General features: G+C 62.5%; 24 protein-coding genes and 4 pseudogenes. 13 read left to right on the forward strand and 15 right to left on the reverse strand.

The features are described 5' to 3' along the window. The first annotated feature begins 295 nt into the window (after positions 1 to 295). From BVER_RS06685 to BVER_RS06710, 6 genes are all read left to right on the forward strand, one after another. On the forward strand, positions 296 to 1,510 hold the full coding sequence (locus tag BVER_RS06685) for a DUF2863 family protein (protein WP_050452619.1): 1,215 nt from the start codon (positions 296 to 298) through the stop codon (positions 1,508 to 1,510). A 193-nt stretch (positions 1,511 to 1,703) separates the two neighbouring features. Continuing rightward, positions 1,704 to 1,910 carry a hypothetical protein gene (locus tag BVER_RS33480; RefSeq protein ID WP_232316419.1) on the forward strand — a complete coding sequence of 69 codons (207 nt, stop codon included), beginning with the start codon at positions 1,704 to 1,706 and terminating at the stop codon, positions 1,908 to 1,910. 57 nt (positions 1,911 to 1,967) lie between these two features. Continuing rightward, positions 1,968 to 2,492, forward strand: coding sequence for a helix-turn-helix transcriptional regulator (locus tag BVER_RS06695; protein ID WP_232316420.1), 525 nt, complete (start codon positions 1,968 to 1,970; stop codon positions 2,490 to 2,492). After that, positions 2,489 to 2,695: a hypothetical protein gene (locus BVER_RS06700; protein ID WP_050452622.1), complete on the forward strand. Its 207-nt coding sequence runs from the start codon at positions 2,489 to 2,491 to the stop codon at positions 2,693 to 2,695. The genes BVER_RS06695 and BVER_RS06700 overlap by 4 nt, the downstream gene beginning before the upstream one ends. A gap of 68 nt (positions 2,696 to 2,763) precedes the next feature. Continuing rightward, positions 2,764 to 3,438, forward strand: a complete 675-nt coding sequence (locus BVER_RS06705) for an energy-coupling factor ABC transporter permease (RefSeq protein WP_050452652.1) — start codon at positions 2,764 to 2,766, stop codon at positions 3,436 to 3,438. A gap of 147 nt (positions 3,439 to 3,585) precedes the next feature. Further along, a complete protein-coding gene (locus tag BVER_RS06710; RefSeq protein ID WP_050452623.1) occupies positions 3,586 to 4,167 on the forward strand; it encodes a BspC domain-containing protein in 582 nt (193 codons plus the stop codon). 106 nt (positions 4,168 to 4,273) lie between these two features. Here BVER_RS06710 and BVER_RS06715 read toward each other — a convergent pair whose 3' ends face one another. Together BVER_RS06715 and yaaA are read right to left on the reverse strand one after the other, a co-directional pair. Next, a complete protein-coding gene (locus tag BVER_RS06715) occupies positions 4,274 to 5,434 on the reverse strand; it encodes a M14 family metallopeptidase (RefSeq protein WP_050452624.1) in 1,161 nt (386 codons plus the stop codon). 47 nt (positions 5,435 to 5,481) lie between these two features. Next, positions 5,482 to 6,261, reverse strand: a complete 780-nt coding sequence (gene yaaA, locus BVER_RS06720) for a peroxide stress protein YaaA (RefSeq protein WP_050452625.1) — start codon at positions 6,259 to 6,261, stop codon at positions 5,482 to 5,484. A 56-nt stretch (positions 6,262 to 6,317) separates the two neighbouring features. Here yaaA and BVER_RS06725 point away from each other — a divergent pair, with 56 nt between their 5' ends. From BVER_RS06725 to BVER_RS06755, 7 genes and pseudogenes are all read left to right on the forward strand, one after another. After that, a complete protein-coding gene (locus tag BVER_RS06725; RefSeq protein WP_083452071.1) occupies positions 6,318 to 6,845 on the forward strand; it encodes a putative toxin-antitoxin system toxin component, PIN family in 528 nt (175 codons plus the stop codon). Positions 6,846 to 6,879: 34 nt separating this feature from the next. Then, a pseudogene (locus BVER_RS06730) lies at positions 6,880 to 8,054 on the forward strand (pyridoxal phosphate-dependent aminotransferase). Between the two features lie 36 nt (positions 8,055 to 8,090). Further along, positions 8,091 to 9,632 (forward strand): 3-hydroxyacyl-CoA dehydrogenase, encoded by a 1,542-nt coding sequence (locus BVER_RS06735; protein WP_050452626.1) that lies wholly within the window; start codon positions 8,091 to 8,093, stop codon positions 9,630 to 9,632. Beyond that, complete coding sequence (locus BVER_RS06740; protein WP_050452627.1) at positions 9,629 to 10,417, forward strand: oxepin-CoA hydrolase, alternative type; 789 nt, start codon at positions 9,629 to 9,631, stop codon at positions 10,415 to 10,417. Before BVER_RS06735 ends, BVER_RS06740 begins: the two co-directional genes overlap by 4 nt. 4 nt (positions 10,418 to 10,421) lie before the next feature. Further along, positions 10,422 to 11,147, forward strand: coding sequence for a histidine phosphatase family protein (locus tag BVER_RS06745; RefSeq protein WP_050452628.1), 726 nt, complete (start codon positions 10,422 to 10,424; stop codon positions 11,145 to 11,147). Between the two features lie 25 nt (positions 11,148 to 11,172). Further along, a complete protein-coding gene (locus tag BVER_RS06750) occupies positions 11,173 to 12,252 on the forward strand; it encodes a phosphotransferase (RefSeq protein ID WP_050452629.1) in 1,080 nt (359 codons plus the stop codon). A gap of 18 nt (positions 12,253 to 12,270) precedes the next feature. After that, a pseudogene (locus tag BVER_RS06755) lies at positions 12,271 to 13,498 on the forward strand (acyl-CoA dehydrogenase family protein). On the opposite strand, the gene BVER_RS06760 reads toward BVER_RS06755, so the two are convergent. From BVER_RS06760 to nuoI, 13 genes and pseudogenes are all read right to left on the reverse strand, one after another. Continuing rightward, complete coding sequence (locus BVER_RS06760) at positions 13,486 to 13,947, reverse strand: MaoC family dehydratase (protein WP_050452630.1); 462 nt, start codon at positions 13,945 to 13,947, stop codon at positions 13,486 to 13,488. The pseudogene BVER_RS06755 and the gene BVER_RS06760 sit on opposite strands and share 13 nt — an antisense overlap. Next, the gene (locus tag BVER_RS06765; protein ID WP_050452631.1) at positions 13,944 to 14,411 is read right to left on the reverse strand and encodes a MaoC family dehydratase; all 468 of its coding nucleotides are present in this window, start codon (positions 14,409 to 14,411) and stop codon (positions 13,944 to 13,946) included. The genes BVER_RS06760 and BVER_RS06765 overlap by 4 nt, the downstream gene beginning before the upstream one ends. 17 nt (positions 14,412 to 14,428) lie before the next feature. After that, positions 14,429 to 15,525, reverse strand: a pseudogene (locus BVER_RS06770) (acyl-CoA dehydrogenase family protein). Between the two features lie 10 nt (positions 15,526 to 15,535). Further along, complete coding sequence (locus BVER_RS06775; protein ID WP_050452632.1) at positions 15,536 to 16,735, reverse strand: acyl-CoA dehydrogenase family protein; 1,200 nt, start codon at positions 16,733 to 16,735, stop codon at positions 15,536 to 15,538. 58 nt (positions 16,736 to 16,793) lie between these two features. Next, the gene (locus BVER_RS06780) at positions 16,794 to 17,258 is read right to left on the reverse strand and encodes a DUF1178 family protein (protein ID WP_050452633.1); all 465 of its coding nucleotides are present in this window, start codon (positions 17,256 to 17,258) and stop codon (positions 16,794 to 16,796) included. A gap of 282 nt (positions 17,259 to 17,540) precedes the next feature. Then, a pseudogene (locus BVER_RS06785) lies at positions 17,541 to 18,129 on the reverse strand (NUDIX domain-containing protein). Between the two features lie 48 nt (positions 18,130 to 18,177). After that, entirely contained in the window at positions 18,178 to 18,498 is a 321-nt protein-coding gene (locus BVER_RS06790) for a DUF2818 family protein (protein ID WP_050452634.1), read from the reverse strand. After that, positions 18,498 to 19,970 (reverse strand): NADH-quinone oxidoreductase subunit NuoN, encoded by a 1,473-nt coding sequence (gene nuoN, locus BVER_RS06795; RefSeq protein ID WP_050452635.1) that lies wholly within the window; start codon positions 19,968 to 19,970, stop codon positions 18,498 to 18,500. Before nuoN ends, BVER_RS06790 begins: the two co-directional genes overlap by 1 nt. 25 nt (positions 19,971 to 19,995) lie before the next feature. After that, on the reverse strand, positions 19,996 to 21,495 hold the full coding sequence (locus BVER_RS06800) for an NADH-quinone oxidoreductase subunit M (protein ID WP_050452636.1): 1,500 nt from the start codon (positions 21,493 to 21,495) through the stop codon (positions 19,996 to 19,998). A gap of 16 nt (positions 21,496 to 21,511) precedes the next feature. Then, positions 21,512 to 23,587, reverse strand: a complete 2,076-nt coding sequence (nuoL, locus tag BVER_RS06805; protein ID WP_050452637.1) for an NADH-quinone oxidoreductase subunit L — start codon at positions 23,585 to 23,587, stop codon at positions 21,512 to 21,514. A 17-nt stretch (positions 23,588 to 23,604) separates the two neighbouring features. Further along, a complete protein-coding gene (gene nuoK / locus BVER_RS06810; protein WP_007588140.1) occupies positions 23,605 to 23,910 on the reverse strand; it encodes an NADH-quinone oxidoreductase subunit NuoK in 306 nt (101 codons plus the stop codon). A gap of 73 nt (positions 23,911 to 23,983) precedes the next feature. Then, positions 23,984 to 24,625, reverse strand: coding sequence for an NADH-quinone oxidoreductase subunit J (locus tag BVER_RS06815; protein ID WP_157055951.1), 642 nt, complete (start codon positions 24,623 to 24,625; stop codon positions 23,984 to 23,986). A gap of 199 nt (positions 24,626 to 24,824) precedes the next feature. After that, on the reverse strand, positions 24,825 to 25,313 hold the full coding sequence (nuoI, locus tag BVER_RS06820; RefSeq protein WP_050452638.1) for an NADH-quinone oxidoreductase subunit NuoI: 489 nt from the start codon (positions 25,311 to 25,313) through the stop codon (positions 24,825 to 24,827). Between the last annotated feature and the right edge of the window lie 10 nt (positions 25,314 to 25,323).

A 25,323-nucleotide genomic window follows, 5' to 3' on the forward strand; every position in this document is an offset into this window, starting at 1 on the left:
AACTGAATCATTCACCACCGACCCAGCGCATCCCGCCCAAACCGCCTTTCCCGCTCCCTTCGCGTTCATCGAATCGCGAAGGAACGGAATTCTAGTGACTCCACCGGCAGGATGCAAGGGGGTACGTGGAAAAATCAGATAGACTGGCTTGGCCGTCTCATGTAGCACTCGGACAAACGAGGACCAACCGGGGGCCAAACGGCTATCGACGTCCGCGCGATGAAGTCCTGCGGTAAAACCGGCGGGCAAACGACTACAATCAAAAGTTTCACTGCCTCAATTTACCTGTACAGATATGCGCTCGCGAATCGCAAAACGTATTCCCCCGGATGCCGACAAGCTCGTCAGCTTATCGCTCGCGCTGTTCGCGTCGGGCAGCCGTGTCGAGGATCGCTTCTGGGAAGCTCGACTCGATGCTCTCATCGCCAAACTCGTGCGTAACGGCAATCAAACCACGCTTGATGCTGCGCTCGATCATCTACAACAGAATCGCCCTGACGCGTACGGTGCGCTGGCTGATATGACCGAAACGCATAGCGAGTCGTTCACGGTCGATATCGACGGCGCGCCGCACGACGCGCTTCTGATCGCCGCGCCCGTGCTGGCGTGGACGCGCTATGCGATTCCCTCGGGCGCGCTCAAGCCGGAAACGATCGATGCCCTTCGCACGCAGTTGCAGGCGCATGTGCTCGCAGGCGGTGCGCGCGTTGCCGTCGCGCCTTATCTGTACAGCATCGACCAATTGCCGCGTCATCATGTGGATACGGCGCGGTTGGCGCAGCAACTGGTGCAGACCGCGCTGGGCGGTGCGGCCGCGCGTCTGAATCTCGCCGACCTGCCCGAAACCTCGCCGATTCTCGCGGACCCTCGCTTCCTGCTTGCGATTGTCCTCGTTCCGGCCGGCGAGGCCTTCTTCCGCTGGCAAGAGGATGAGAGCGGAAGCCGCGCCGAACGCGGGCAGTGCCTCGAACAATGGGTCGCGCAAGGCGGTCCGAACTTCGCGACCATTCTTCCTGGCTGCGAATTCGAGTGTTTGCTGCCTGATGCCTACTATTCGGCATGCAGAGATGCCGATGAGCAAGTTCGCCCGCACACCGTCCGCACGGCCGTCCGTTATCTCTTCGATACCCTCGGCACCGCGCCGCAGAAATTGCGCGCGGTCATCGCAGGATTCGGCGAGCGACGCATCGACGAATATCGCATCGGCTTTACGCGACGCGGCAGCAACGACGTGATCTACGGCGTCGTCTGGCCGCTTTACGGTCGCGAGAACGGCGAATTGGGCATGGAAGAAGAGGCCGCCGAACTCGAAGGCGCCGACGGTCCGGTCGAGGAAATCGTCGAGTTGCTCAAGCGATCGGGCGTATCGGATGTACGCCGTCACGCAGGCCGTTTCGAACCCGAGTTCTGCGACGACTGCGGCGTTCCGCTCTACGCCGATCCGCTGGGCGAGATCGTTCACGCCGAGATGCCTGAGGACGCCGAGCCGGCACAACCTCACTTTCACTGACGACGAGCAGCAATAAAGTCGCTTAGGCAGCTGTTAAACCCCGCTTTTCGCGGGGTTTTGTTGTTTACGCCTATGCCATTCGGATGAGGGGCGCGATCGCGTCAAGTTTGTCAAACTATCGCTGCTGACGACATCGTTGTCGGCGGCAAGTCCGAGGAGATGGTCTCGGGAATTTTAATTTGAGGTCAGAAAAATGAAAATCACTGTTTTGGGCGCCGATGCCGAGCGCCGCGCCGGTCTGAAAACCCTCGTGCGCCGCGTGGCGCGTCAGGCGAAGTTCTACGAAGTCCAGAATTGGCAGGAAACCCGCGCGTCCCATAAGCGCAACCGGCCCGAGATGATCGTCATCGATTGGGCGCCGACGCTGCATGCGCTCGATCTGCAATCGCTGCTCGGCTAATATCAGGGCATTCCCGCCGCGATCATGATCGATCAGCCGACCGCGCCGCAGGTCTTGATGCTGATGTCGGCGGGCGCGACGGGCATCATCCCGCGCGCGCTGGATCCGGTTCTGGTACTGCGCGCGCTCGAAATGGTGACCATCGGCGGCCATTACATTCCGCCCGATATCATCGACCCGCAACTCGGACGGGAATTGCTGGCGCGTCGCGGGCAGGCAAAACCGCTGGCGACGCGCAGGCTCCGGCCGGACGTCGATTTGTCGCCTCGCCAGGAGCAGATCATGCGCTGCGTGCATATGGGCAGCACCAACAAGATGATCGCCAAAATGCTGGGAATCAGCGAAGGCACCGTCAAGATTCACCTCACAGTGATTTTCCAGCTTCTGGGCGCGACCAATCGCGCCGCCGCCGTCGCGATTTACAACGGCGTGCAAAGCACGCACCTCGAGATTCTCCGCGCCGCTGCGCCGAAGGTGCCGCAGGAGCCCCAGGAACCGGCTGAACCTGGAACCGGCAGCGCAGGAGGAACCGGTTCTGGTTGCGGAGCAAGCGGAACAAGCCGCCCCGATCGACACCGTTGAAGAACCCGCAACGCCCGGAACAACCGGCCGAAGCTATCGTCCAACCCGATCCCGACGCGCCCGTGGAAGAGGCTTCGACGGAAGAACCGAGTCCGCCGAACAATGTTATCGAGTTGCATACGAAGCGCATGGAATACCCGTCATTGACCGACAACAACCCGGGCTCGCTGCCGATGGCCGCCGAACCAGACTCGGCGTTCTAGCAACAATCGCATGATTCGGGTCCGTCGATTGCGCACACGTTTCACGCGCAACGAGTAATATGCAAGGCATGGGGTTCTTCTACACACCGCTACCGCTTTGGCTTACCGTCGGCAGTTGGATCATTGCCGTGGGGCTGATCGCGTTCGTTATCATGCAACGCGCTTTCAGTCGGCTTCAGGACGCCACGCTGCAAAACGTGTGGTTCGGCACCATCGTCACGGTGACGGTGCTGTGGGCGTGCAATGCATGGTTCGACGACGGACCCGTCATCCATCTGCTAGGCGCTACGCTGATGGTCACGCTGTTCGACTGGCGGCTTGCGCTGCTCGGCACGGCCGCGACCACCGGCCTTGCCGCCGTCGTGCTGGACGCTAACTGGCTCAACGTCGCGCTGACCTACGTGTTGTTTGGCGCTTTGCCGGTCGGTGTGTCGACGCTGCTTCAGCGCCTGTCGAATGCATGGCTGCCGCGCAATCTGTTCACCTTCATCCTCGGGCACGGCTTCGTGACTTCGGGTGCGGCCGTGGCTGCCGCTTGCGGCGGGACGTTGCTGATGGAAATGGCACTCGCCGGCGGACCCATCGCCATTCCTGCCGCGTTCATGCGCGGCTCAGTGCTGCTCTGCGCGGGCGAAGCGCTCTTCACCGGCTTGCTTACCATTTTGATCACGGTGTACAAGCCCGCGTGGATCATGACTTACGACGTGCGTCGCTATCGTCTGGATCGGGGACCGCGCGTCTGAATTTGGCCGCGTGCTCGGGCTGGATTGACATCGCTTTGGCGCACACGGTATTTCAGCCCGTCGGCGCGCAAGCAAAATACGATAAGATTGAACTCCTTCCCTACACGACGCATCTTACATGCTCGTGTCTTCTTAGCGCCAAACTTGATGGAAAGTACCTTCGCACCGCGCCGACTCTTGCGGCTCGTCGGCCGGTTGGCGGTATGCGCATCGCTTGCATGCGCGGTAACCGCCTTTGCCGATACGCTCGATGAGCGCAACGAACTGATTTACCACTTCGTCACCGATCTCCACGCCAACCCGCTCGTCGCGGATTGCGCGGCCCACGGCAGTTTCGTCGCCAGCACGTCGACGGCGTTCGATCACGTCGACTTTCCGCCCGCCTCCTTCGATCCGTCGCATTTCACCATCGAACCGTGGAACGATTCGTTCGACGACAAGAAGCAGAAGATCAAGGTGGACAACGTCGTGACCGTCGAAGGTCAGGGCGTCGCGAAAGACGGCGACAGCGATACCACGACGCTTAAGTTCCGGTGCGGTTACGTCGGCAGTCAGATGCTCGCGTTCGGCTGGAACGACCCGGTGCCGCCGTTGCGCGCGCAATCGCATTCAACGACGCGCAGCGCGAAATCGAAGCATGGCACGAAAACGAAGTCGTCGGCGAGCAAAGGCAAGAGCAGCACGAAGAGCACGGCAAAGAAGTCGACCAGCAGCAAAAAGAAACACTGAGCGGCACCCGCGCAAGACAGCGCATAAGACGAAGGGCGTGACCATCGAAACGGTCACGCCCTTTTGTTTTGTATTGCAATTCGCCCTGACGACGACGGTCAACGCTTTACGCAGAAGCCGATTGCAATTGCCACAGAATCGCCTGCAGCATCGCCGCGCCGAGCGATGCGCTGCGCGCGCCGCTCCAGCCCACGCTTTCATCGGGCAGATTGGCGTTGTCCTTGAACGGCATTTCGAGCGTCAGCGACAGACACTTGTACTCGTTGCCGATGTACTTCGACGCCAGCTTGAGCGCGTCCGTCTGATACCGGCTCGCTTCGTAGCCGTGGACATCCTGAAAGTCCGGGCTCGCCTGCTTGAAGAACTCGATGAACTGCTTCTGCTCCTTGCCCTGCTGCGCGGTGAAGCCCGGCAGCATCTCCGAGCCCGCGACGAACACATACGGAATGGCTTCGTCGCCGTGGATATCGAAGAACATGTCGCAGCCCGTTTCGCGGATCGCGTCGCGCACCAGCAGCACTTCGGGACTGCGCTCGACGCTCGGATCCATCCACTCGCGATTCAGGTTCGCGCCGGCCGCATTCGTGCGCAGGTTGCCGAGCACGCTGCCGTCCGGATTCATATTCGGCACGATATGGAACACCGCATGTTCGAGCGTCGCGCGCGCCACCGGGTCGCCGGCCCAGTCGCCGAAGCCCGCGATACGCTTGATGAGCCCTTCGACGAACCATTCCGCCATCGTCTCGCCCGGATGCTGGCGCGCGATGATCCAGATGTTCTTCTTCGGCGTCTCGTCGGCGAAGTACGGCAAGCCGAGCGTGAGCAGCGACATCGGCCGGCCCTGCACGGTCTGGCCAAGTTCGGTGAGCGTCGCCAGCGGAAACTGCTGGACCGCGCCGAGAAACTCCGAATGACGCTCCTCGCTGTACGGCTCGAAATACGCGTAATAGATGCGATCGAAGTCCGGCGTGTGATCGATCTTCATCGTCTTGCCGTCGTATTCGGTCGAGACGCGGAACCAGTTCACGCGGTCGTAGCTCGCGACCGCTTCGTAGTCGCGCCAGCCTTCCGGGAAGGCGCATTGCGCCGCGTTCTCGAAGCTCATCACGAGGCGCTGGCCGCGCGCGTCCGACACGCGGAAGTAAAACCACTGCGCGAATTCCGAGTGACTGTCGCGCCGCACGCGCAGGCGAATGTCCTCGGGATTGTCGGCGTTGACGACTTCGATCGCGCCCGCGTCGAAGTTGCTGGAGATGGAGATGCTCATCGTCGTTTCCTTGTCTGCTTCAGTACTTCAATGCCTGTGTCCCCGCCTTATTCGGCGATGCGGCGGCGGAACACATAAGTCGTATCGTTCGATGCCTTCGCGTCGAATGCATAGCCTTCGCTGTCGAAACCCTTGAGCCCTTCCGGCTCGTCGATGCGATTCTGCACCGCATAACGCGCCATCACGCCCCGCGCGCGCTTCGCGTGGAAGCTGATGATCTTGTAGCGCCCGCCCTTCCAGTCCTCGAACACCGGCGAGACGACCGGCGCGCTCAGCAGTTTCGGCTTGACGGACTTGAAATACTCCTCCGACGCGCAATTCACCAGCACGCGCGCGCCGCACTGCTTTTTCATCTGCTCGTTGAGCGCCGCCGTGATGCGCTCGCCCCAGAACGCGTACAGATCCTTGCCGCGCGCATTCGCGAACTTCGTGCCCATTTCCAGCCGATACGGCTGCAACAGATCGAGCGGACGCAGCAGCCCGTACAGCCCCGACAGCACGCGCACATGGTTCTGCGCGAAGTCGAGATCGGCCGACGACAGCAATTTTGCCGCGAAGCCTTCGTAGACGTCACCGTTGAAGGCGAGCACGGCCTGTTTCGAATTGTGCGCGTCGAACGTCTTCGACCATTCGGCGTAGCGCTGGAAATTCAGCGTCGCGAGCTGGTCGGAAATGCCCATCATGCCGCCGATCTGCTGCGGCGACAGCGCGCGCAGTCCGCCGATCAATTCGGCGGCTTCATCGACGAATTCGGGCAGCGTGTGCTTCTTGATATGCGGAGGCGTGTCGTAGTCGAGGGATTTCGCGGGCGAGAGAACGATTATCATGGAGGCTCGCCGGGTCGCTGCCGGCGATCATTGGCATAAATCCCCGATTGTATCGAATGGACCATTCCACCGCGCCGCTCGCCGAGCCGCCGTTTTCTCCGCCCTCGCATTCGCCGTTGCGCGTCGTGCTCGATTCCAACGTGTGGATCGACATCCTCGTGTTCGACGATCCCGCCACGCGGCCCATCCTTGCCGCGCTGCAGGCGCGCACGCTCGAGGCGCTGATCGACCGGCGCTGCCTCGGCGAACTGACGCGCGTGCTCGATTATCCGCAGTTCGCGCGTTTCGCCATCGACAAGACGGCGGCGCTCGACACCGTCGCGCGCCTGTCGACGTTCGTCGCGCCGGAAGCGCCCGAGGACGACCGTCCGCTGCCCAAATGCAAGGACCGCGACGATCAGAAATTCCTCGAACTCGCGCATGCGTCGCGGGCGGCGTGGCTCGTGTCGAAGGATCGCGCGGTGCTGAAGCTGGCCAAACGCGTCGCGCGCGACTTCGGCTTTCGCATCGCCGAGCCGAAGCCGTTCGTGCTCGCCATCGCGACGGATGCGGGCGCGGCTGCGTCCATCGACCGAGACTTTTAAAATACACATCAGAGACAACGACAACACCACGACCATGAACGCATCGCACGACCTGCCTCAAACGCCGCCCGAACTGTCCTTTCCGTCGCGTCTGCCGAATGTCGGCACGACCATTTTCACCGTGACGAGCGCGCTCGCCGCGCAAAAAGGCGCGGTGAATCTCGGTCAGGGTTTTCCCGATTTCGACTGCGATACGCGCATTGTCGATGCCGTCGCCGACGCCATGCGCGCCGGTCACAACCAGTATCCGCCGATGGCCGGCGCCGCGCCGCTGCGTCAGGCGATCGCGCGCAAGATCGAGGCGATGTACGGCCGCGCCTACGACGCCGATCGCGAAATCACCGTGACGGCGGGCGCGACGCAGGCGCTGCTCACCGCCGTGTTGTGCTGCGTGCATCCGAGCGATGAAGTCATCGTGATCGAGCCGACTTACGACAGCTATCTGCCCGCGATCGAAATGGCGGGCGGCAAACCGGTGTTCGTGCCGCTGGAAGCGCCCGATTACGCCCTGCCCTTCGACAAGATCGCCGCCGCGATCACGCCGAAGACGCGTCTTCTGATGATCAACACGCCGCACAATCCGACCGGCCGCGTGTGGCGCGCCGAGGACATGAAAAAGCTCGCGGACATCGTGCGCGACACCAACGTGCTGATTCTCTCCGACGAAGTCTACGAGCACATGGTCTACGACGGCGCGCCGCACGAAAGCGTGTCGCGCTATCCGGAACTGGCCGCGCGCAGTTTCGTGGTGTCGAGTTTCGGCAAAACGTTTCATGTGACCGGCTGGAAGATCGGCTACGTGGCCGCGCCCGCCGCACTGACTGCCGAATTCCGCAAGGTGCATCAGTTCAACGTGTTCACCGTCAACACGCCCATGCAGATCGGGCTCGCGCATTTTCTCGACGATCCGAAACCGTATCTCGAGTTGCCGGCGTTCTATCAGAAGAAGCGCGACTTCTTCCGCGACGGTCTCGCCAATACGCGCTTCTCGCTGCTGCCTGCGACGGCACGTATTTCCAGTGCGTCGATTACTCGAAAATCAGCGATATGCCCGAAGCCGAATTCTCGAAGTGGCTGACGACGGAAATCGGCGTCGCGGCCATTCCGGTGTCGGCGTTCTATCACGAAAGCCATGAATCGGGCGTCGTGCGTTTCTGCTTCGCGAAGAAGGAAGAGACGCTGGCGCTGGAGCGCCTCGCCCGGATCTAGGCCTCACTCTCAAGCGATAAGGAGTCGGACCGCACCATGAGTACGCAAGACTTCAGAATCGACACGCTCGGCATCGCGGGCAGCGGCGCGATGGGACGCGGCATCGCGCAGATCGCCGCGCTCGCGGGCCTGACCGTGTATCTGTTCGACACGAATCCGAAAGCGCTCGCCGCCGCGCGCGCGTATCTGTCGGAGACGTTCGACAAGCTCATCGCAAAGGGCAAGCTCAAGCAAGCCGACGCGCACGCCGCGCTTGCCCGCGTCCGCGATGCGCAGTTCGCAAACGAATTGTCCGATTGCGATGCCGTCATCGAGGCGATCGTCGAGGATCTCGACATCAAACGCGAGCTGTTCCGCGAACTCGAAGCCGTCGTCGACGCGCGCTGCATTCTGGCGTCGAACACGTCGTCGCTGTCGATCACCGCAATCGCGGCGGGCTGCGAAAAGCCCGAACGCGTCGCGGGCTTCCACTTCTTCAATCCGGTGCCGTTGATGCGCGTCGTCGAAGTCATCGACGGCTTGCGCGGCGACCCGCGCTCGGGCGATGCGCTGATGGAACTCGCGCGCCGCATGGGCCACACGCCGGTGCGCGCGAAGGACATGCCGGGCTTCATCGTCAATCACGCGGGGCGCGGCATGAATACCGAAGGCCTGCGCGTGGCGAGCGAAGGCATCGCGAGTTTCGCGGATATCGATCGCATCATGCGCGAACAGGCCGGGTTTCGGCTCGGGCCTTTCGAATTGCTCGATCTCACCGCGCTCGACGTGTCGCATCCGGTGATGGAATCGATCTATCATCAGTTCTACGAAGAACTGCGTTTCAAGCCGTCGCCGATCACGGGCGCGCGGCTCGCCAGCGGTTTGATCGGGCGCAAGGCGGGCGAAGGGTTCTATCGCTATGTCGACGGCAAGGCTCAGGTGCCGCCGGAAGCGCCCGCGCCGACGCAACTGCCCGCGCGCATCTGGATCAGCCGCACTTCGCCGCCGCGTCGCGAGCAGGTGCTCAAACTGATCGCCAAAAGCGATGCCGCGTGTCATATCGATACCGGTCACACGCCCGCGCCGGATTCGCTGATCATCGTGACGCCGCTCGGTCTCGACGCGACCACGATCGCGATCAACGAGCATCTCGATGCAAAACGCGTCGTCGCCGTCGATACCTTGTTCGCGCTCGATACCGTCGCGCGCCGCACGATCATGACGACGCCCGCCACCACGCCCGCGATGCGCGACGCCGCGCACGCCCTTTTCGCCGCCGACGGCGTGCCCGTCACCGTGATCCGCGATTCGACCGGCTTCGTCGCGCAGCGCGTGGTGGCGACCATCGTCAATATCGGCTGCGATATCGCGCAGCAAGGCATCGCGTCGCCGGAAGACATCGACCTCGCGGTGATGCTGGGCCTGGGCTATCCGCACGGCCCGCTCGCGCTCGGCGATACGCTCGGCGCGTCGACCATTCTCGCGATTCTGCGCAATATTCACGGCGTGCTGGGCGATCCGCGCTATCGGCCATCGCCGTGGCTCGCGCGGCGCGCTCAGCTTGGACTATCGCTTACCCATCTCGAGGAGCTCAGATGAGCGCCGAATTGCTTACAGACCGTCCCGCGGGCAGCGACACCACGCTCGTGCTCAAGCTGTCGAATCCCGGCACGCGCAACGCGCTGCATCCGGACATGTACGCCGCCGGCATCGAGGCGCTCAACACGGCCGAACGCGACAGCAGCGTCCGCGCGATCGTGCTGACCGGCGCGGACAACTTCTTCTGCTCGGGCGGCAATCTGAATCGCCTGATGGAGAATCGCGCGAAAGATCCTTCCGTGCAAGCGCAGAGCATCGATCTGCTAGCCGAATGGATCAGCGCGCTGCGGGCATCGACCAAGCCGATCATCGCGGCAGTCGAGGGCGCGGCGGCCGGCGCGGGCTTTTCGCTCGCGCTCGCCTGCGATCTGATCGTCGCCGCCGACGACGCCAGGTTCGTCATGTCCTATGCACGCGTCGGCCTGACGCCGGACGGCGGCGCATCTTGGTTCCTGTCGCGATCGTTGCCGCGCACGCTCGCCGCCGAAGTGCTGCTCGAGGCAAAGCCGATCGGCGCATCGCGTCTGCATGAAGTCGGCGTCGTCAATCGGCTGACGAAGAAAGGCATCGCGCTCGATGCGGCGATCGCCTGGGCCGACGATCTCGGCAGCGTCTCGCCGAAAGCGATGGCGCGCATCAAGTCGCTGATCAACGCCGCCGACGTGCAGCCGCTCGCGGCGCATCTCGACATGGAGCGCGACGCGTTCGTCGATTCGCTGCATCACGGCGACGCGCTCGAAGGCATCACCGCGTTTCTGGGCAAGCGTCAGCCGAACTATCGTTAAAGCCATGCCGCCATACGAATTGCCCAAGCGCCGCCGCATCTTCCTGATGCGTCATGGCGACGTGACGTATTTCGACGACACCGGCCGCGCGATCGACCCCGAAAGCGTGCCGCTCAACGAACGCGGCCGCGAGGAAGCGAGCGCGGCGGGCCGTGAGTTCGCGGCGCAGAAGATCGTCTTCGATCGCGTGATCGTCAGCGGTTTGCCGCGCACGCTGGAAACCGCGCGACGTGTGCTCGCGGAAACCGGGCAAAGCATCGAGCCGGAAATCTGGCCGGAATGGCAGGAAATTCGCGGCGGCAAACTCAAGTCGATTTCGACATCGGATGTCGAGCGCGCGTTTCTGTCGGTGTTCGACGGCGTCGTGCCCGAAGACACGCAGTTTCTCGGCGGCGAGACCATCGGCAAATTGCTGGATCGCGCGTTGCCAGCGCTCACGCGCCTGCGCGACGACAAAAAGTGGGACACCGTGCTGCTGGTGCTGCACGGCGGCGTGAATCGCGCGCTGCTTTCGCACGCGATCACGGCGGGCGGGCGCGCGTTTTTCGGGCATCTGTCGCAGGCGACGGGCTGCATCAACGCGCTCGATGTCGGTGAAAAACCCGGCGACTGGATCGTCCACGCGATCAATCATTCGCCGCCCTTGCCCTTGCATGCCGGCGTGCGCAACACGACGATGGAGTTGTTGTACCAGCAGTTCCTGCGCTTCAAGTCCGACGATATCGACTGAAGACGCGCTCCAACCCGGAGGAGACATGACGGACAGCGATTTTTCCGCGTTCGAAGGCACGCGGCCGATCAACGAGCAGCAGCGTTTCTTCGATGCCGATGCGCTCGCGGCGTGGCTCGCATCGAACGTCGCCGGTTTCGATGGGCCGATGCGGATCGAGCAGTTCGCGGGCGGCCAATCGAATCCGACCTTCAAGCTGATCACGCCCACGCGCAGCTACGTAATGCGCGCGAAGCCCGGACCGGCGGCGAAACTGCTGCCATCGGCGCATGCGATCGAACGCGAATATCGCGTGATGGACGCGCTCGCCGCCACCGACGTCTCCGTCGCACGCATGCTCGCGCTCTGCGAGGACGAAAGCGTGATCGGCCGCGCGTTCTATGTGATGGATTTCGTCGAAGGCCGCGTGCTGTGGGATCCGTCGCTGCCCGGCATGACGCCCGCCGAACGCGCCGCGATCTACGACGAAACCAATTGCGTGATCGCGGCCTTGCATACGGTCGATGTCGAAGCAGCAGGTCTGTCGACCTACGGCAAGCCGGGCAATTACTTCGAGCGGCAGATCGGACGCTGGAGCAAGCAATACGTCGCATCGGAAACCGAAACGATCGACGCGATGAACAAGCTGATCGACTGGCTGCCGCGGCATATTCCGCCGTCGAACAATGCGAAAGTCAGCGTCGTGCACGGCGATTTCCGGCTCGACAATCTCATCTTTCATCCCACCGAGCCGCGCGCGCTCGCCGTGCTCGACTGGGAACTGTCCACGCTCGGCGATCCGCTCGCCGACTTCGCGTATCACTGCATGGCGTGGCATGTGGAACCGTCGCAGTTTCGCGGCATCGCCAGACTCGACTGGGCCGCGCTCGGCATTCCAGATGAGACCGCCTATGTCGCGCGTTATTGCGCGCGCACGGGCCTGACGATCGAAGGCGACTGGAACTTCTATCTCGCCTACAACATGTTCCGCATCGCCGCGATTTTGCAGGGCATCATGAAACGCGTGGTCGATGGCACCGCCGCGAGCGCGCAAGCCGTCGACGCCGGAAAACGCGCGCGCCCGATGGCCGAACTCGCGTGGCATTACGCTCAAAAAGTCGCGTAACCGGGAGGAACCCAACGCATGGACTTCGACTACACGCCCAAGGTGCAGGCATTGCGCGAGAAGCTGCTCGCCTTCTTCGACGCGCACAACTATCCGAACGAACGCGCCTTCGCCGAGGAAATCGCCGCCAATCGCGCGGCCGGCAATGCATGGGTGCCGACCGTGCTGATGGAGAATCTGAAGGAAAAAGCGCGCGAAGCCGGTTTGTGGAATCTCTTTCTGCCCGCCTCCGAACGCGGCGCGGGCCTGACGAATCTCGAATACGCGCCGCTCTGCGAGATCATGGGCCGCGTGCCGTGGGCGCCCGAAGTCTTCAATTGCAATGCGCCCGACACCGGCAACATGGAAACCATCGAGCGTTACGGCACCGATGCGCAGAAAGCGCAATGGCTCGAACCGCTGTTGCGCGGCGACATCCGCTCGGCGTTTCTGATGACCGAGCCGGAAGTCGCGTCATCCGATGCCACCAATATCCGCTGCAGCATCACGCGCGACAGCGACAGCTACGTGATCGACGGCCATAAATGGTGGTCGTCGGGCGCGGGCGATCCGCGCTGCAAGGTGTATATCGTGATGGGCAAGACCGATCCCGATGCGCCGAAGCACGGCGCAGCAGTCGATGATCCTCGTGCCGTCCGATGCGGCGGGCATCACCGTGCATCGTCCGTTAAGCGTGTTCGGCTACGACGACGCGCCGCACGGCCACATGGAGATCACGCTGGATCAGGTGCGGGTGCCGGCATCGAACATTTTGCTCGGCGAAGGACGCGGCTTCGAGATCGCGCAAGGGCGGCTCGGGCCGGGTCGCATTCACCATTGCATGCGGCTCATCGGCCTCGCGGAACGCGCGCTCGAACTGATGACCAGACGCACGATGTCGCGCGTCGCGTTCGGCAAGCCGATCGCGCAGCACGGCGTCACGCAGGAGCGTATCGCGGAGGCGCGCATCATGATCGAGCAGGCGCGGCTGTTGACGCTCAAGGCCGCGTACATGATGGACACCGTCGGCAACAAGGGCGCGCGCGGCGAGATCGCGATGATCAAGGTCGTCGCGCCGAACGTCGCGTGTCAGGTGATCGACTGGGCGATCCAGGCGCACGGCGGCGGCATCTGCGACGACTTTCCGCTCGCGTACGCGTATGCATCGGCGCGCACGCTGCGGCTCGCGGACGGCCCGGACGAAGTGCATCGCAACGCCATCGCCAAACTCGAACTGGGCAAATACGCCGTCGATCAGAAAACGTGACGCGTGATGAACTCGGCGATGCACGCGGGCTTGTCGACGCCCTCGCCCGCGATCGTCACGAGCCACGTCACCTGCACGCCGCCGGTTTCGACCTCGACCGCCTTCTCGATCTCGAACGACGCGCGCAGCCGCGTGCCAACGCGCACCGGCGACATGAACCGCACGCGATTCAGGCCGTAATTCACGCTCATGCGCGCATCGAGCGGCACGCATTGCGCGAGCCACATCGGCACGAGCGACAGCGTGAAAAAGCCGTGCGCGATCGTGCCGCCATAAGGCGATTCGTCGCGCGCGCGGGCTTCGTCGAGATGGATCCATTGATGATCGCCGGTGGCGTCGGCGAAGCGGTTCACGCGCGCCTGATCGATCGTCGTCCACTCGCTCACGTAACGCGCGACGCCCGCCGCCGCGAAGACATCGGCGACACTCTGCAAGGACGCGCCGCTCATGCGTTCGCTCCGGGCGCTTCGGGATGGTGCAGGCCGAACAGCGCGTTCGAATCGACCGTGAGCACGAGTTCGCCGTTCTGGTTGTGCGCCTCCCAGCGCGTCTTGACGATGCCGCGATCCGGCTTGCTCTTCGAAACGCGCTTGTCCAGCACGCGCACCGTCAGCCGCACCGAATCGCCGACGCGCACAGGCAGCAGCCAGCGGATGTTGTCGAGACCGGGCGAACCCATCGAGGTCGAATCGGCGAGCATGTCGCGCACGAGAATGCTCATCATCGCCGAACAGGTGTTCCAGCCGCTCGCGACCAGTCCGCCGAAGTGCGACGCGCGGCCCGCTTCCTCGCTCAGATGGAACGGCTGCGGATCGTAGCGTCCGGCGAATTCGACGATCTCCTCGCGCGTGAAAATGTGCGCGCCGAGTTGCACGGCGTCGTCGACGTTGAAGTCTTCATAGGCGTAGGTCATGCGGGTCTCCGTTTGTTTTATGCGTCCGATACAGCGAATGACGGCAACGCGGCAAAGCGCGCCAGATGATGATCGACGTCGCCGAGCATCGTCTCGATGATCGACAGGCGCTTGAACCAGTGCGCCGCCGGCAATTCGTTCGTCACGCCCATGCCGCCGTGAAGTTGCACGGCCTGCTGTCCGACGAAGCGCGCGGCCTGCCCGATGCGCACTTTCGCGGCCGAAACCGCTTGCGCGCGGATGACGGGATCGTCGCTCGCGTAGCGCGCGGCGGCGAGATAGACAATCGAGCGCGCCTGCTCCGCGTGGATCAGCATATCGACCATGCGATGCTGCAAGGCCTGAAATCGCGCGATCGGCATGCCGAACTGCTGGCGCTGCTTGGTGTAATCGACGGTGGCGGCGTCGAGCGCGCCGATGGCTTCAGCGCAAAGCAGAAACGTCGCGTAGTCGGCGATGTGTTCGAGCGTCGACGCGTCGCCGTTCAGGCGCACGGCGGGCGTGTCGTGGAATGTGAGCGTCGCGGCGCGCTGGCCGTCGATCGTGCGGTATTCGGCGATTTGCGCGCGCGGCGCATCGCGCGCGACGAGAAACACTCCGACGTCGCCGTCGATGCGCGCCGGCACGATCCAGTAATCGGCCTGCGCGCCGTGCCGAACCATCGATTTGACGCCGTCGAGCGTGTAAGGCGTGTCGTGCCCGTCTTGCGCGCGCGCTGTCGTGCGCAGGTCGACAAGCTCGTACCGCGCGTGCGGCTCATTGAACGCGACCGCCAGACGAAGCGCGCCGCGCGTTCGAGCAGATCGTCCGTTGCGGCGAGCCGCAGCGCTTCGATACCGACCGCCGTCGCCCAATACGGCTCGACGACCTGCGCGCGCCTCAGTTCCTGCATGACGACGAGCATATCGACCGCGCCGCCGTCGAAGCCGCCTTGCGCTTCGGGAACCGGCAGCGCGAACAGGCCGAGCTCGGCGAACGCGCGCCAGTGTTTCGCATCGACGCCGGCATCGGACGCGACGATTTTCTGGCGTGCATCGAACGTATATTCGCGGTCGAGATAACGGCGCAGTGCGTCGCGGAACTGGCGTTGTTCGTCGGTAAAGTCGAAGTTCATGCGCCGCTCCTCACAGTCCGAGAATCATCTGCGCGATGATGTTCTTCTGAATCTCGTTCGAGCTGCCATAGATCGAGGTCTTGCGGAAGTTGAAGTAGTACGCGGCGAGCGGCGCGGCTTCGTCGTCGCCGGTCGCGCTGTTGTGCTCGCGGTCGCCTTCGAGAAACGCGGGATCGAACGCCGCGGCTTGCGGACCGATCGCTTCGACCATCAGTTCGGTCAACGCCTGCTGCACTTCGGTGCCCTTGATCTTGAGCATGGACGCTTCCGGTCCCGGACCCTTCCCTGCACCCTCGCTCGCGAAGACGCGCTGCACCGTCACTTCGAGCGCCATCAGTTCGATTTCGAGCGCGGCGACTTTTGCGGCGAACAGCGGATCGTTCAGCAGCGGCTCGCCGTTCTTCGTGCGATTCGACGCGAGCCGCTTCAGAAACGACAACTCGCGCTTCGACTGCCCCACGCGCGCGATGCCCGTGCGCTCATGTCCGAGCAGATATTTCGCCACGGTCCAACCGCGATTTTCCTCGCCGACGAGATTGGCGAGCGGCACGTCGACATCGTCGAAGAAAATCTCGTTGACTTCGTGATCCTCGTCGAGCGTGATGATCGGCCGCACGGTGATGCCGGGCGTTTTCATGTCGATCAGCAGGAAGGAAATGCCCTCTTGCTTCTTCGCCTGCGGATCGGTGCGCACGAGGCAAAAAATCATGTCGGCGTGCTGTCCGAGCGTGGTCCAGGTCTTTTGTCCATTGACGACGTAGCGATCGCCGCGACGCTCGGCACGCGGGCGCAGCGACGCGAGATCGGAGCCGGAACCGAGTTCGGAGTAGCCCTGACACCACCAGTCGGTGCCATCGAGGATGCGCGGAAGATAGCGGGATTTTTGCGCGTCGGTGCCGTATTTCATCAGCACGGGCGCAACCATCGATACGCCGAAAGGTATCACGGCGGGCGCACCGGCGCGGGCGCATTCCTCGTCCCAGATGTGGCGTTGCGTGGCGTCCCAGCCGGGACCGCCGTATTCGCGCGGCCAGGCAGGCGCCGACCAGCCGCGCGCGCCCAGCAGCTTGTGCCAGTTCGCGTAATCGTCGCGGAACAGTCGTTTGTGGTGGAGAACCTTGTCGCGCAGTGCGTGCGACAGATTGGCGCCGAGCCAGGCGCGGACGTCGGCGCGAAAGGCGTCGTCCGCAGGCGAGTAATTCAGATCCATGCGCAGTGTCTCCTCACATGGCCCGCGCCGGGGCCACGGAAGACGCCGCGTCATGCGATTACTGCAGCGGCTCCTTCAGCGCATCCGGAACAGGCAACGGCATCACATCGATCCCTTCTTCCAGCAAGGCGTGAGCGTCTTCGGGCGTGGTGATGCCGCGAATATTGCGCGCCGGCGCTTCGTTATAGTGGATACGGCGCGCCTCTTCGGCAAAACGCTCGCCCACGTTCTCGGTCTTGTCGATCAACGCGCGCATGAAGTTCAGCGCGTGCGCCTGCAATGCCTGCGCATCGGGCGCGCCTCCGGCCGGCGCTTGCGGCTTCGCGGCCGGTTGCGGCGCCGCCTCGCCTCGCGCCGATGTCAGATTCAGACGCGGCGCGGACGGCATGCGGCTCACGTCCGTCGCCGAGCATACCGAGCATGCGACCAGTTTGCGCGACAACTGCGATTCGAACTCTTCCGTCGAGGCGAACCAGCCTTCAAAACGGTGTTCGTGCGAGCACTTTAAATCGAGGACCTTCATGCTGATGGGGCTTGGGTTGAGTGTATCTCAAAATTGCAGGTTTTGAACGGTCGTGCGGAATGAGCCGCTTTTTGCCGTTCGTGGTTCGATTTTAGCTGGTCGTTTCGGGTGGTGCTTGGGGGTGGCCATTCGGACGAGTCAGAGGGCAAGCGCCGGCATGACGCAATACCGCATTCAGGTACGCATTTACCCTTTTCCGGTAACCAAAGCGCATAGAGACCAAAAGGCTGCATGGGCGCCCTTCCCATGCAGCCTTTTGTCTGTTCGACTCAGCCTCGACGCTCAGGACTCGAGCTTCCACTCCCCCGCCATCAACTTCTCCAGCCAGAACGCGCCGATGATCGTCTTCACGTCGCTGATGCTGCCGTCCTTCACCCACGCCATCAACTGCTCGGCATCGACGATGAACGTCTCCAGAAACTCGCCTTCGTCGAGCTTGGCATCGCCCGCCGTCAGGCCGCGCGCGAAATAAACATCGATGAATTCCGTCGAATACGAAATCACCGGATGAATGCGCGTCAGAAACGTCCACTCACGCGCGGTATAGCCGGTCTCTTCCTGCAGTTCGCGCTTGGCGCAGGTCAGCTCGTCTTCGTTGGGATCGAGCTTGCCCGCCGGAAACTCCAGCAGCACGCGGCCGACCGGATAGCGGAACTGGCGCTCCAGCAGCACGCGGCCATCGTCGAATACGGGCAGGATCATCACCGCGCCGGGATGCGTGACGAATTCGCGATACGCCTGCTTGCCGTCGGGCTAGCTCGACCGTATCGCGCTTGAGCGTGAGGAATTTGCCCTCGTGGAGCGTGGTGCTATCGACCTTCTTTTCGATCAGGCCGTCGTCATTACCGGGAAAGGTGCGTTGGTCTGCCATCTTGAGCCCTATGCTTGAGGAACAAACGGCCGCCGATGGCCGATGCCATCAGCGGCGTTTGACGAGATATTGATAGGTAAAGCCCGGGAAGGCCAGCACCACGAAGAGACTGAAGGTAATGGCATAGAACTGCCATCCTTGATCGAAACGGTTGCCGGCGCGCGCTTCGAGCATGAAGCCGAGCGCGCCGACCACGAAGTAAAGAACGATCAGCTCGCCGATCCTGAGCCACGCGTTCTTCTTCGGCGCCTTGCTGTGTCCCGGATCGCGAAGCGGAACGGGCACGACGCCGAACAGACGCTGATTCAGGAAAGGCACGTTGGCGCCGACCAGCGCCAACAACACGATAAACCAACCCGCCGCCGACATTACAGCGGCAGCGTATGCGTGATCGCTTGCAGGCATGCCGACATCAGCGGACCCGGCACCAGACCGAGCACGAGCACAGCGAAACCATTGAAGGCGAGCAACGAACGATTCAGACCGCCGGCGACGATTGGCGACGCGTCGGTCGGCGCATCGAAGTACATCAGCTTGACGATACGCAGGTAGTAGAACGCGCCCACCAGCGACGTCATCACAGCGAGGACGGCGAGCCACGTCAGGCCGGCGTTCATCGTCGCTTCGAGCACGGCGAGCTTCGCGTAGAAGCCGACCGTCGGCGGGATGCCGGCGAGCGAGAACATCATGATCATCATGACGAACGCGAACACCTGGCTGCGCTGATTCAGGCCCTTGAAGTCGTCCAGCATTTCGGCTTCGAAATCGCGGCGCGCCAGCAGCATCATGATGCCGAAGGAACCGAGCGTCGTCACCAGATAGATGATGCTGTAGAACATCGCCGAGCTATAGGCGCCGGCCACGCTGTCCGCCTTACCGTCGACCACGCCGGCCAGCAGGCCGAGCAACACGAAGCCCATATTCGAGATAGCCGAGTACGCCAGCATCCGCTTGATGTTCCGCTGCACGATACCCGTCACGTTACCGACGATCAGCGACAGCGCCGCGAGAATCACGAGCATTTCCTGCCAGTCGACCGCCAACGGCAGCAGGCCCATCACCAGCAAACGCAAGCCCCACGCGAATGCCGCGACCTTCGGGCCGCCGCCGGTAAGCAGCGTCATCGCGGTCGGCGCGCCTTGATAGACGTCCGGCACCCACATATGGAACGGCACCGCGCCCATCTTGAACGCCACGCCCGCCACCACGAAGATCACGCCGAACAGCAGCACCGCGTCGTTGATCCGGCCCGACGCCACCGCCTTCAGCACTTCGCCAAGTTCCAGCGATCCGGTCGCGCCGTACAGCATCGAGATACCGTAAAGCAGGAAGCCCGATGCCAGCGCGCCGAGCACGTAGTATTTCATCGCCGATTCGTTCGACTGCGGCACGTCCTTGCGCAGCGCGATCACCGCGTAAAGCGACAGCGACATCAGTTCGAGGCCGAGATACAGCGTGAGGAAGTTGTTGCCCGAGATCATCACGCACTGGCCGAGCAGCGAAAACAGGCCGAGCAGAAAGAAGTCGCCGCGGAACAGATCGCGATCTTCGAGATACTTCTTCGAGTAGATGATCGACACCGCGTAGCCGAGACAGACCACGGCCTTCATCGCGCTCGCGAACGGATCGACGATATACATGCGCGAGAAGAAGTAACCCGGCGTCGGATTGAGCGCGGTGAAGGCGAACCAGATGCCGACGACGATCGTCGAGACCAGCGCGATCGTGTACGTGCCGCGTCGGCCGTTGGTGCCGAAGACCGTATCGTTCAGCCAGGCGATGACGACCGCGGCCATCAGGATGCCGTCCGGCAACAACATACTCATAGGAGCGTTTTGCATGATTTCTTAGTTCCTCCGCACGGCGTTACTGAGCCAGCGGCAGCTTGGACTGCGCGACGTGGGAGAGCAGGTTTGCCACCGACTCGTGCATCACGTCGGTGAAGGGCTTCGGATACAGGCCCATGTACAGCGTGAAGATCGCGAGCACGGCCAGCATCAGGAATTCGCGACCGTTGATGTCCGCGAGATGCGCGACATGATCGTTCGCCACCGCACCGAAGTACACGCGCTTGTACATCCACAGCGTGTAGGCCGCGCCGAGAATCAGCGTGAACGTGGCGAGGAAGCCGATCCAGAAGTTGAACTTCACGGCCGCCAGAATCACCATGAACTCGCCGACGAAACCCGAGGTGCCCGGCAAACCGCAATTGGCCATCGCGAAGAACATCGCGAACGCGGCGAACTTCGGCATCACGTTGACGACGCCGCCGTAATCCGCGATCTGACGCGAGTGCACGCGATCGTACAGCACGCCGATGGACAGGAACATCGCGCCCGACACGAAGCCGTGCGAGATCATCTGAATGATCGCGCCTTCGACGGCGAGCTGGCTCGACGGTCCGAACATGAAGAACCCGAGCGTGACGAAGCCCATGTGCGCGATCGACGAATACGCGACCAGCTTCTTCATGTCGGCCTGCACCATCGCGACCAGACCGATGTAGATCACCGCCACCAGCGACAGCGTGATGACGACCGGCGCGAGGAAATGACTCGCGTCGGGCGCGATCGGCAGCGAGAAGCGCAGGAAACCGTATGCGCCGAGCTTCAGCATGATCGCCGCCAGCACGACCGAGCCGCCCGTCGGCGCTTCCACGTGCGCGTCCGGCAGCCAGGTGTGGACCGGCCACATCGGCACCTTGACGGCAAACGCGAGGAAGAACGCGATGAACAGCAATATCTGCGGGGTCATGCCGATCTTGGCGGCGTGCCACGTCGCGAGATCGAAGGTGTGCGCCTGCGTGTACAGGTACAGCAGCGCGACCAGCATCAGCAGTGAACCGGCCAGCGTGTACAGGAAGAACTTGAACGCCGCGTACACGCGATTCGGGCCGCCCCACACGCCGATGATGATGTACATCGGAATCAGCGTGGCTTCGAAGAACACGTAGAACAGCAGGCCGTCCGCCGTCGAGAACACGCCGATCATGATGCCCGAGAGGATCAGGAACGCGGCGAAGTACTGCGACACGCGCTCGGTGATCACTTCCCAGCCGGCGATCACGACGATCACCGTGATCAGCGCCGTCAACACGACGAACCACATCGAGATGCCGTCGACGCCCAGGTGATACGTGATGTTGAACCGCTCGATCCAGGTCGACTGTTCGACGAACTGCAGCGCAGCCGTCGAGCTATCGAAGCCGGTGATGAGCGGAATCGTGACGATCAGCCCGAGTACCGAGCCGATCAGCGCGATCCAGCGCGCGGACGCCGGATTTCGATCGTTGCCTACCGCCAGAACGAGCAGGCCGAAGAGGATCGGCAACCAGATGGCGACACTGAGAATCGGAAAAGAGCTCATGTGTTCTCTCGCCTCCTCACTTGCCGCCAAGCGTCACGAAGAGCGTCAGCAGGCCGAGCATGCCGATGATCATCGCAAACGCGTAGTGGTAGATGTAGCCCGACTGGAGGAAGCGGATCACGCCGGCGAACCAGGCCATGAACTTCGCACTGCCGTTGACGACGCCGTCGATGATGACCACGTCGCCCTCTTTCCACAGGCCGCGGCCGAGCGCCAAGGCGCCCTTGGCGAACACGACTTCGTTGATCTTGTCGCAGTAGTACTTGTTGTCCAGCAGCGTGTAGATCGGGCCGAACGTCTTGGCGATGACCGGCGGCAGATCAGGACGCTTCATGTACAGGAACCACGCGACCACCACGCCCGCGAGCGCCAGCCACAGCGGCAAGCCGGACACGGAATGCAGGCCCATCGCGAACCAGCCGTGGAATTCCTCGCCCATTTCCTTCAGCGCTTCGTGATGCTCGCTGATGAAGATGACCTTGTCGAACGCGACGCCGTGCGAGAAGAAGTCGCCGAACAGCATCGGACCGACCATGATCGCGCCGATGATCACCGACGGAATCGCCAGCAGGATCAGCGGCAGCGTCACCACCCACGGGCTTTCGTGCGGGATATGCGGACCGTGGCCATGACCGTGGTCGTCGTGACCGTGGCCGTAATCGTCATGTCCGTGGCCATGCGCTTCGGCTTGGCCCATCGGCGAATCGGGATGCTTCGGACCGCGGAAACGCTCCGGACCGTGGAACACCAGGAAATACATGCGGAACGAGTACAGCGCCGTGACGAACACGCTCGCCACCACCGCGAAGTACGCGAAGCCCGAACCCGGCAGATGCGAGAGCTTCACCGCATCGATGATCGAGTCCTTCGAATAGAAGCCGGAGAAGAACGGCGTGCCGATCAGCGCGAGCGAACCGAGCAGCGACGTGATCCACGTGATCGGCATGTACTTCGCCAGGCCGCCCATGTTGCGCATGTCCTGATCGTGGTGCATCCCGATGATGACCGAACCCGCGCCGAGGAACAGCAGCGCCTTGAAGAACGCGTGCGTGCCGAGGTGGAACACGGCGACCGGATACGCCGACACGCCGAGCGCGACCGTCATGTAACCGAGCTGCGAGAGCGTGGAATACGCCACCACGCGCTTGATGTCGTTCTGCACGACGCCGAGGAAACCCATGAACAGCGCTGTGATCGCCCCGATGACCGTGACGAAGGACAGCGCCGCATCCGAATGCTCGAACAGCGGCGACATGCGCGTGACCATGAAAATACCGGCTGTCACCATCGTCGCCGCGTGAATCAGCGCGGAGATCGGCGTCGGGCCTTCCATCGAATCGGGCAGCCACACGTGCAGCGGGAACTGCGCCGACTTACCCATCGCGCCGATGAACAGGCAGATACACGCGACCGTCAGCAGGCCCCAGCTCGTGCCGGGGAAGCTCAAGCCGGCCAGCTTGTCGCCTTGCGCGAACACGTCGCTGTAGTTCAGCGAGCCCGCGAACGCGAGGATCAGACCGATGCCGAGCAGGAAGCCGAAGTCGCCCACGCGGTTCACGAGGAACGCCTTCATGTTGGCGTAGATCGCGCTCTCACGCGTGAAGTAGAAACCGATCAGCAGGTACGACACCAGACCCACCGCTTCCCAGCCGAAGAACAGCTGCAGGAAGTTGTTGCTCATCACGAGCATCAGCATCGAGAACGTGAACAGCGAGATGTACGAGAAGAAACGCTCGTAGCAGCCCACCTTTTCGTCGGCCATGTAGCCGATCGTGTAGATGTGCACCATCAGCGAGACGAAGGTGACGATCACCATCATCATCGCGGTGAGCGAGTCGACCAGGAAGCCGACTTCCATCTTCAGGTTGCCGATGCTCATCCACTCGTAGACGGTCGCGTTGAAGCTCGCGCCGTGCAGAACGTCGGTGTAGACGATCGCCGAGAGGACGAAGGAGACGAAGACGCCGAGAATCGTGACGCTGTGCGCGCCCTTGCGTCCCACTACCTTGCTGAACAAACCTGCGATCAGCGAGCCGACGAGCGGTGCGAGGGGAACCGCGAGCAGGAGGTTTTCGTTGAGTGTCGTGGACATAACAGCCTATCCTGTGATTAACCTTTGAGCTGATCGAGGTCCTCGACATTGATCGTGTCGAGGCTGCGGAACAGGGTCACGAGAATCGCGAGACCGATGGCGGCTTCAGCCGCGGCCACGGTCAGCACGAAGAACACGAAGATCTGGCCGTGCACGTCGCCCAGATAGTGCGAGAACGCGACGAAGTTCGTGTTCACCGCGAGCAGCATCAGTTCGATCGCCATCAGGATTATGATGACGTTGCGGCGGTTCAGGAAGATACCGACGATGCTGATCGCGAACAGAATCGCGCCGAGCACCAGGTAATGGGCAAGACTCAACATTTTCTTATCTCCTAATCTCAGCCCTTGTTGTCCACCGTGCCCGCACCGATGTTGCCGGTGACGGGCGGCTCGGTCATGGCGTCGGGCGACTGGGTTCCGCCGGCATCTTCACCAGACGCACGCGATCCTGACGACGCACCTTGACCTGCTGGCTGACCGTTTGGGTCTTCTTATCCTTCTTGTCGCGAATCGTGAGCGAGATCGCCGCGATGATGGCGACCAGCAGCACCAGACCCGCGATTTCGAACGCGAATATGTAATCCGTGTAGATGACCTTGCCGATGAGCTGCGTGTTCGGCATCAGCGCGGCGCCCGAGACGCCCGCGCCTGCCGCAGCCGTGTTGGCATCGCGCAGCGGCGTGACGGTCGCGCCGTAGCCGTGCCACAGAATCAGCGCCGTTTCGATCACGATGATCGCGCCGACGAAGCTCGCCAGCGGCACGAAGCGTTTGAAGTCTCGCCGCAGCACGTCGATGTTGATGTCCAGCATCATCACCACGAACAGGAACAGCACCATCACGGCGCCGACGTAGACCAGAACCAGCAGGATCGCGAGGAATTCGGCTTGCAGCAGCATCCAGATCGCGGCCGCGTTGAAGAACGCGAGCACGAGGAACAGCGCGGATGACACCGGGTTGCGGGAGGTGATCACCTTCAGCGCGGACACCACCAGCAGCAGCGCGAAGATATAGAACAGTACGGTTGTGAATTCCATGATTACCGGTTCATCGTTAGGCCATCGTCAGGCTTTGTATGTCGGGCGCTTGCAGCCTTGACCCGCACACACGGAGAAAGACCTCGGCGCGAGCCGCAGTGTGCCATACACCCACGGCAAAATCGCTTCGACTTCGAATCCGGCGCGCGTGAAAACTCCGATTGTGTTTCTGTCGCGCGACGCCGGATCCGTTTGTGCATCAACGATAAGGCGCGTCCGCTGCCTTCGATGCGGCGATTTCCGTTTCGTAACGGTCACCCACCGCCAGCAGCATGTCCTTCGTGAAATACAGGTCGCCGCGCTTTTCGCCGTGATATTCGAGGATATGCGTCTCGACGATCGAATCGACCGGGCAGCTCTCCTCGCAGAAACCGCAGAAGATGCACTTGGTCAGGTCGATGTCGTAACGCGTCGTGCGGCGCGTGTTGTCCGCGCGCGTTTCCGACTCGATCGTGATGGCCATCGCCGGGCACACGGCCTCGCACAGCTTGCATGCGATGCAGCGCTCTTCGCCGTTTTCATAGCGGCGCAGCGCGTGCAGGCCGCGAAAACGCGGGGAGATCGGCGTCTTTTCTTCCGGGAACTGCACCGTGACCTTGCGCTGGAACGTGTACTTGCCCGTCAGCGCGAGACCCTTGAGGAGTTCGGTCAGGAAGAAGGTCTTAAAGAAGCTTTGAATTGCGTTCATGATGGTTTCG

The sequence above is a fragment of the Candidatus Burkholderia verschuerenii genome (genome assembly GCF_001189365.1).
Taxonomy (GTDB): Bacteria; Pseudomonadota; Gammaproteobacteria; order Burkholderiales; family Burkholderiaceae; genus Caballeronia; species Caballeronia verschuerenii.

What these genes read in the sequence shown, in the direction of transcription:
- BVER_RS06685 (WP_050452619.1), top strand. Translation starts at nt 296, where the DNA reads ATGCGCTCGCGAATCGCAAAACGTATTCCCCCGGATGCCGACAAGCTC.
- BVER_RS33480 (WP_232316419.1), top strand. Translation starts at nt 1,704, where the DNA reads ATGAAAATCACTGTTTTGGGCGCCGATGCCGAGCGCCGCGCCGGTCTG.
- BVER_RS06695 (WP_232316420.1), top strand. Translation starts at nt 1,968, where the DNA reads ATGCTGATGTCGGCGGGCGCGACGGGCATCATCCCGCGCGCGCTGGAT.
- BVER_RS06705 (WP_050452652.1), top strand. Translation starts at nt 2,764, where the DNA reads ATGGGGTTCTTCTACACACCGCTACCGCTTTGGCTTACCGTCGGCAGT.
- BVER_RS06710 (WP_050452623.1), top strand. Translation starts at nt 3,586, where the DNA reads ATGGAAAGTACCTTCGCACCGCGCCGACTCTTGCGGCTCGTCGGCCGG.
- BVER_RS06715 (WP_050452624.1), bottom strand. Translation starts at nt 5,434, where the DNA reads ATGAGCATCTCCATCTCCAGCAACTTCGACGCGGGCGCGATCGAAGTC.
- yaaA (WP_050452625.1), bottom strand. Translation starts at nt 6,261, where the DNA reads ATGATAATCGTTCTCTCGCCCGCGAAATCCCTCGACTACGACACGCCT.
- BVER_RS06725 (WP_083452071.1), top strand. Translation starts at nt 6,318, where the DNA reads ATGGACCATTCCACCGCGCCGCTCGCCGAGCCGCCGTTTTCTCCGCCC.
- BVER_RS06735 (WP_050452626.1), top strand. Translation starts at nt 8,091, where the DNA reads ATGAGTACGCAAGACTTCAGAATCGACACGCTCGGCATCGCGGGCAGC.
- BVER_RS06740 (WP_050452627.1), top strand. Translation starts at nt 9,629, where the DNA reads ATGAGCGCCGAATTGCTTACAGACCGTCCCGCGGGCAGCGACACCACG.
- BVER_RS06745 (WP_050452628.1), top strand. Translation starts at nt 10,422, where the DNA reads ATGCCGCCATACGAATTGCCCAAGCGCCGCCGCATCTTCCTGATGCGT.
- BVER_RS06750 (WP_050452629.1), top strand. Translation starts at nt 11,173, where the DNA reads ATGACGGACAGCGATTTTTCCGCGTTCGAAGGCACGCGGCCGATCAAC.
- BVER_RS06760 (WP_050452630.1), bottom strand. Translation starts at nt 13,947, where the DNA reads ATGAGCGGCGCGTCCTTGCAGAGTGTCGCCGATGTCTTCGCGGCGGCG.
- BVER_RS06765 (WP_050452631.1), bottom strand. Translation starts at nt 14,411, where the DNA reads ATGACCTACGCCTATGAAGACTTCAACGTCGACGACGCCGTGCAACTC.
- BVER_RS06775 (WP_050452632.1), bottom strand. Translation starts at nt 16,735, where the DNA reads ATGGATCTGAATTACTCGCCTGCGGACGACGCCTTTCGCGCCGACGTC.
- BVER_RS06780 (WP_050452633.1), bottom strand. Translation starts at nt 17,258, where the DNA reads ATGAAGGTCCTCGATTTAAAGTGCTCGCACGAACACCGTTTTGAAGGC.
- BVER_RS06790 (WP_050452634.1), bottom strand. Translation starts at nt 18,498, where the DNA reads ATGTCGGCGGCGGGTTGGTTTATCGTGTTGTTGGCGCTGGTCGGCGCC.
- nuoN (WP_050452635.1), bottom strand. Translation starts at nt 19,970, where the DNA reads ATGCAAAACGCTCCTATGAGTATGTTGTTGCCGGACGGCATCCTGATG.
- BVER_RS06800 (WP_050452636.1), bottom strand. Translation starts at nt 21,495, where the DNA reads ATGAGCTCTTTTCCGATTCTCAGTGTCGCCATCTGGTTGCCGATCCTC.
- nuoL (WP_050452637.1), bottom strand. Translation starts at nt 23,587, where the DNA reads ATGTCCACGACACTCAACGAAAACCTCCTGCTCGCGGTTCCCCTCGCA.
- nuoK (WP_007588140.1), bottom strand. Translation starts at nt 23,910, where the DNA reads ATGTTGAGTCTTGCCCATTACCTGGTGCTCGGCGCGATTCTGTTCGCG.
- BVER_RS06815 (WP_157055951.1), bottom strand. Translation starts at nt 24,625, where the DNA reads ATGGAATTCACAACCGTACTGTTCTATATCTTCGCGCTGCTGCTGGTG.
- nuoI (WP_050452638.1), bottom strand. Translation starts at nt 25,313, where the DNA reads ATGAACGCAATTCAAAGCTTCTTTAAGACCTTCTTCCTGACCGAACTC.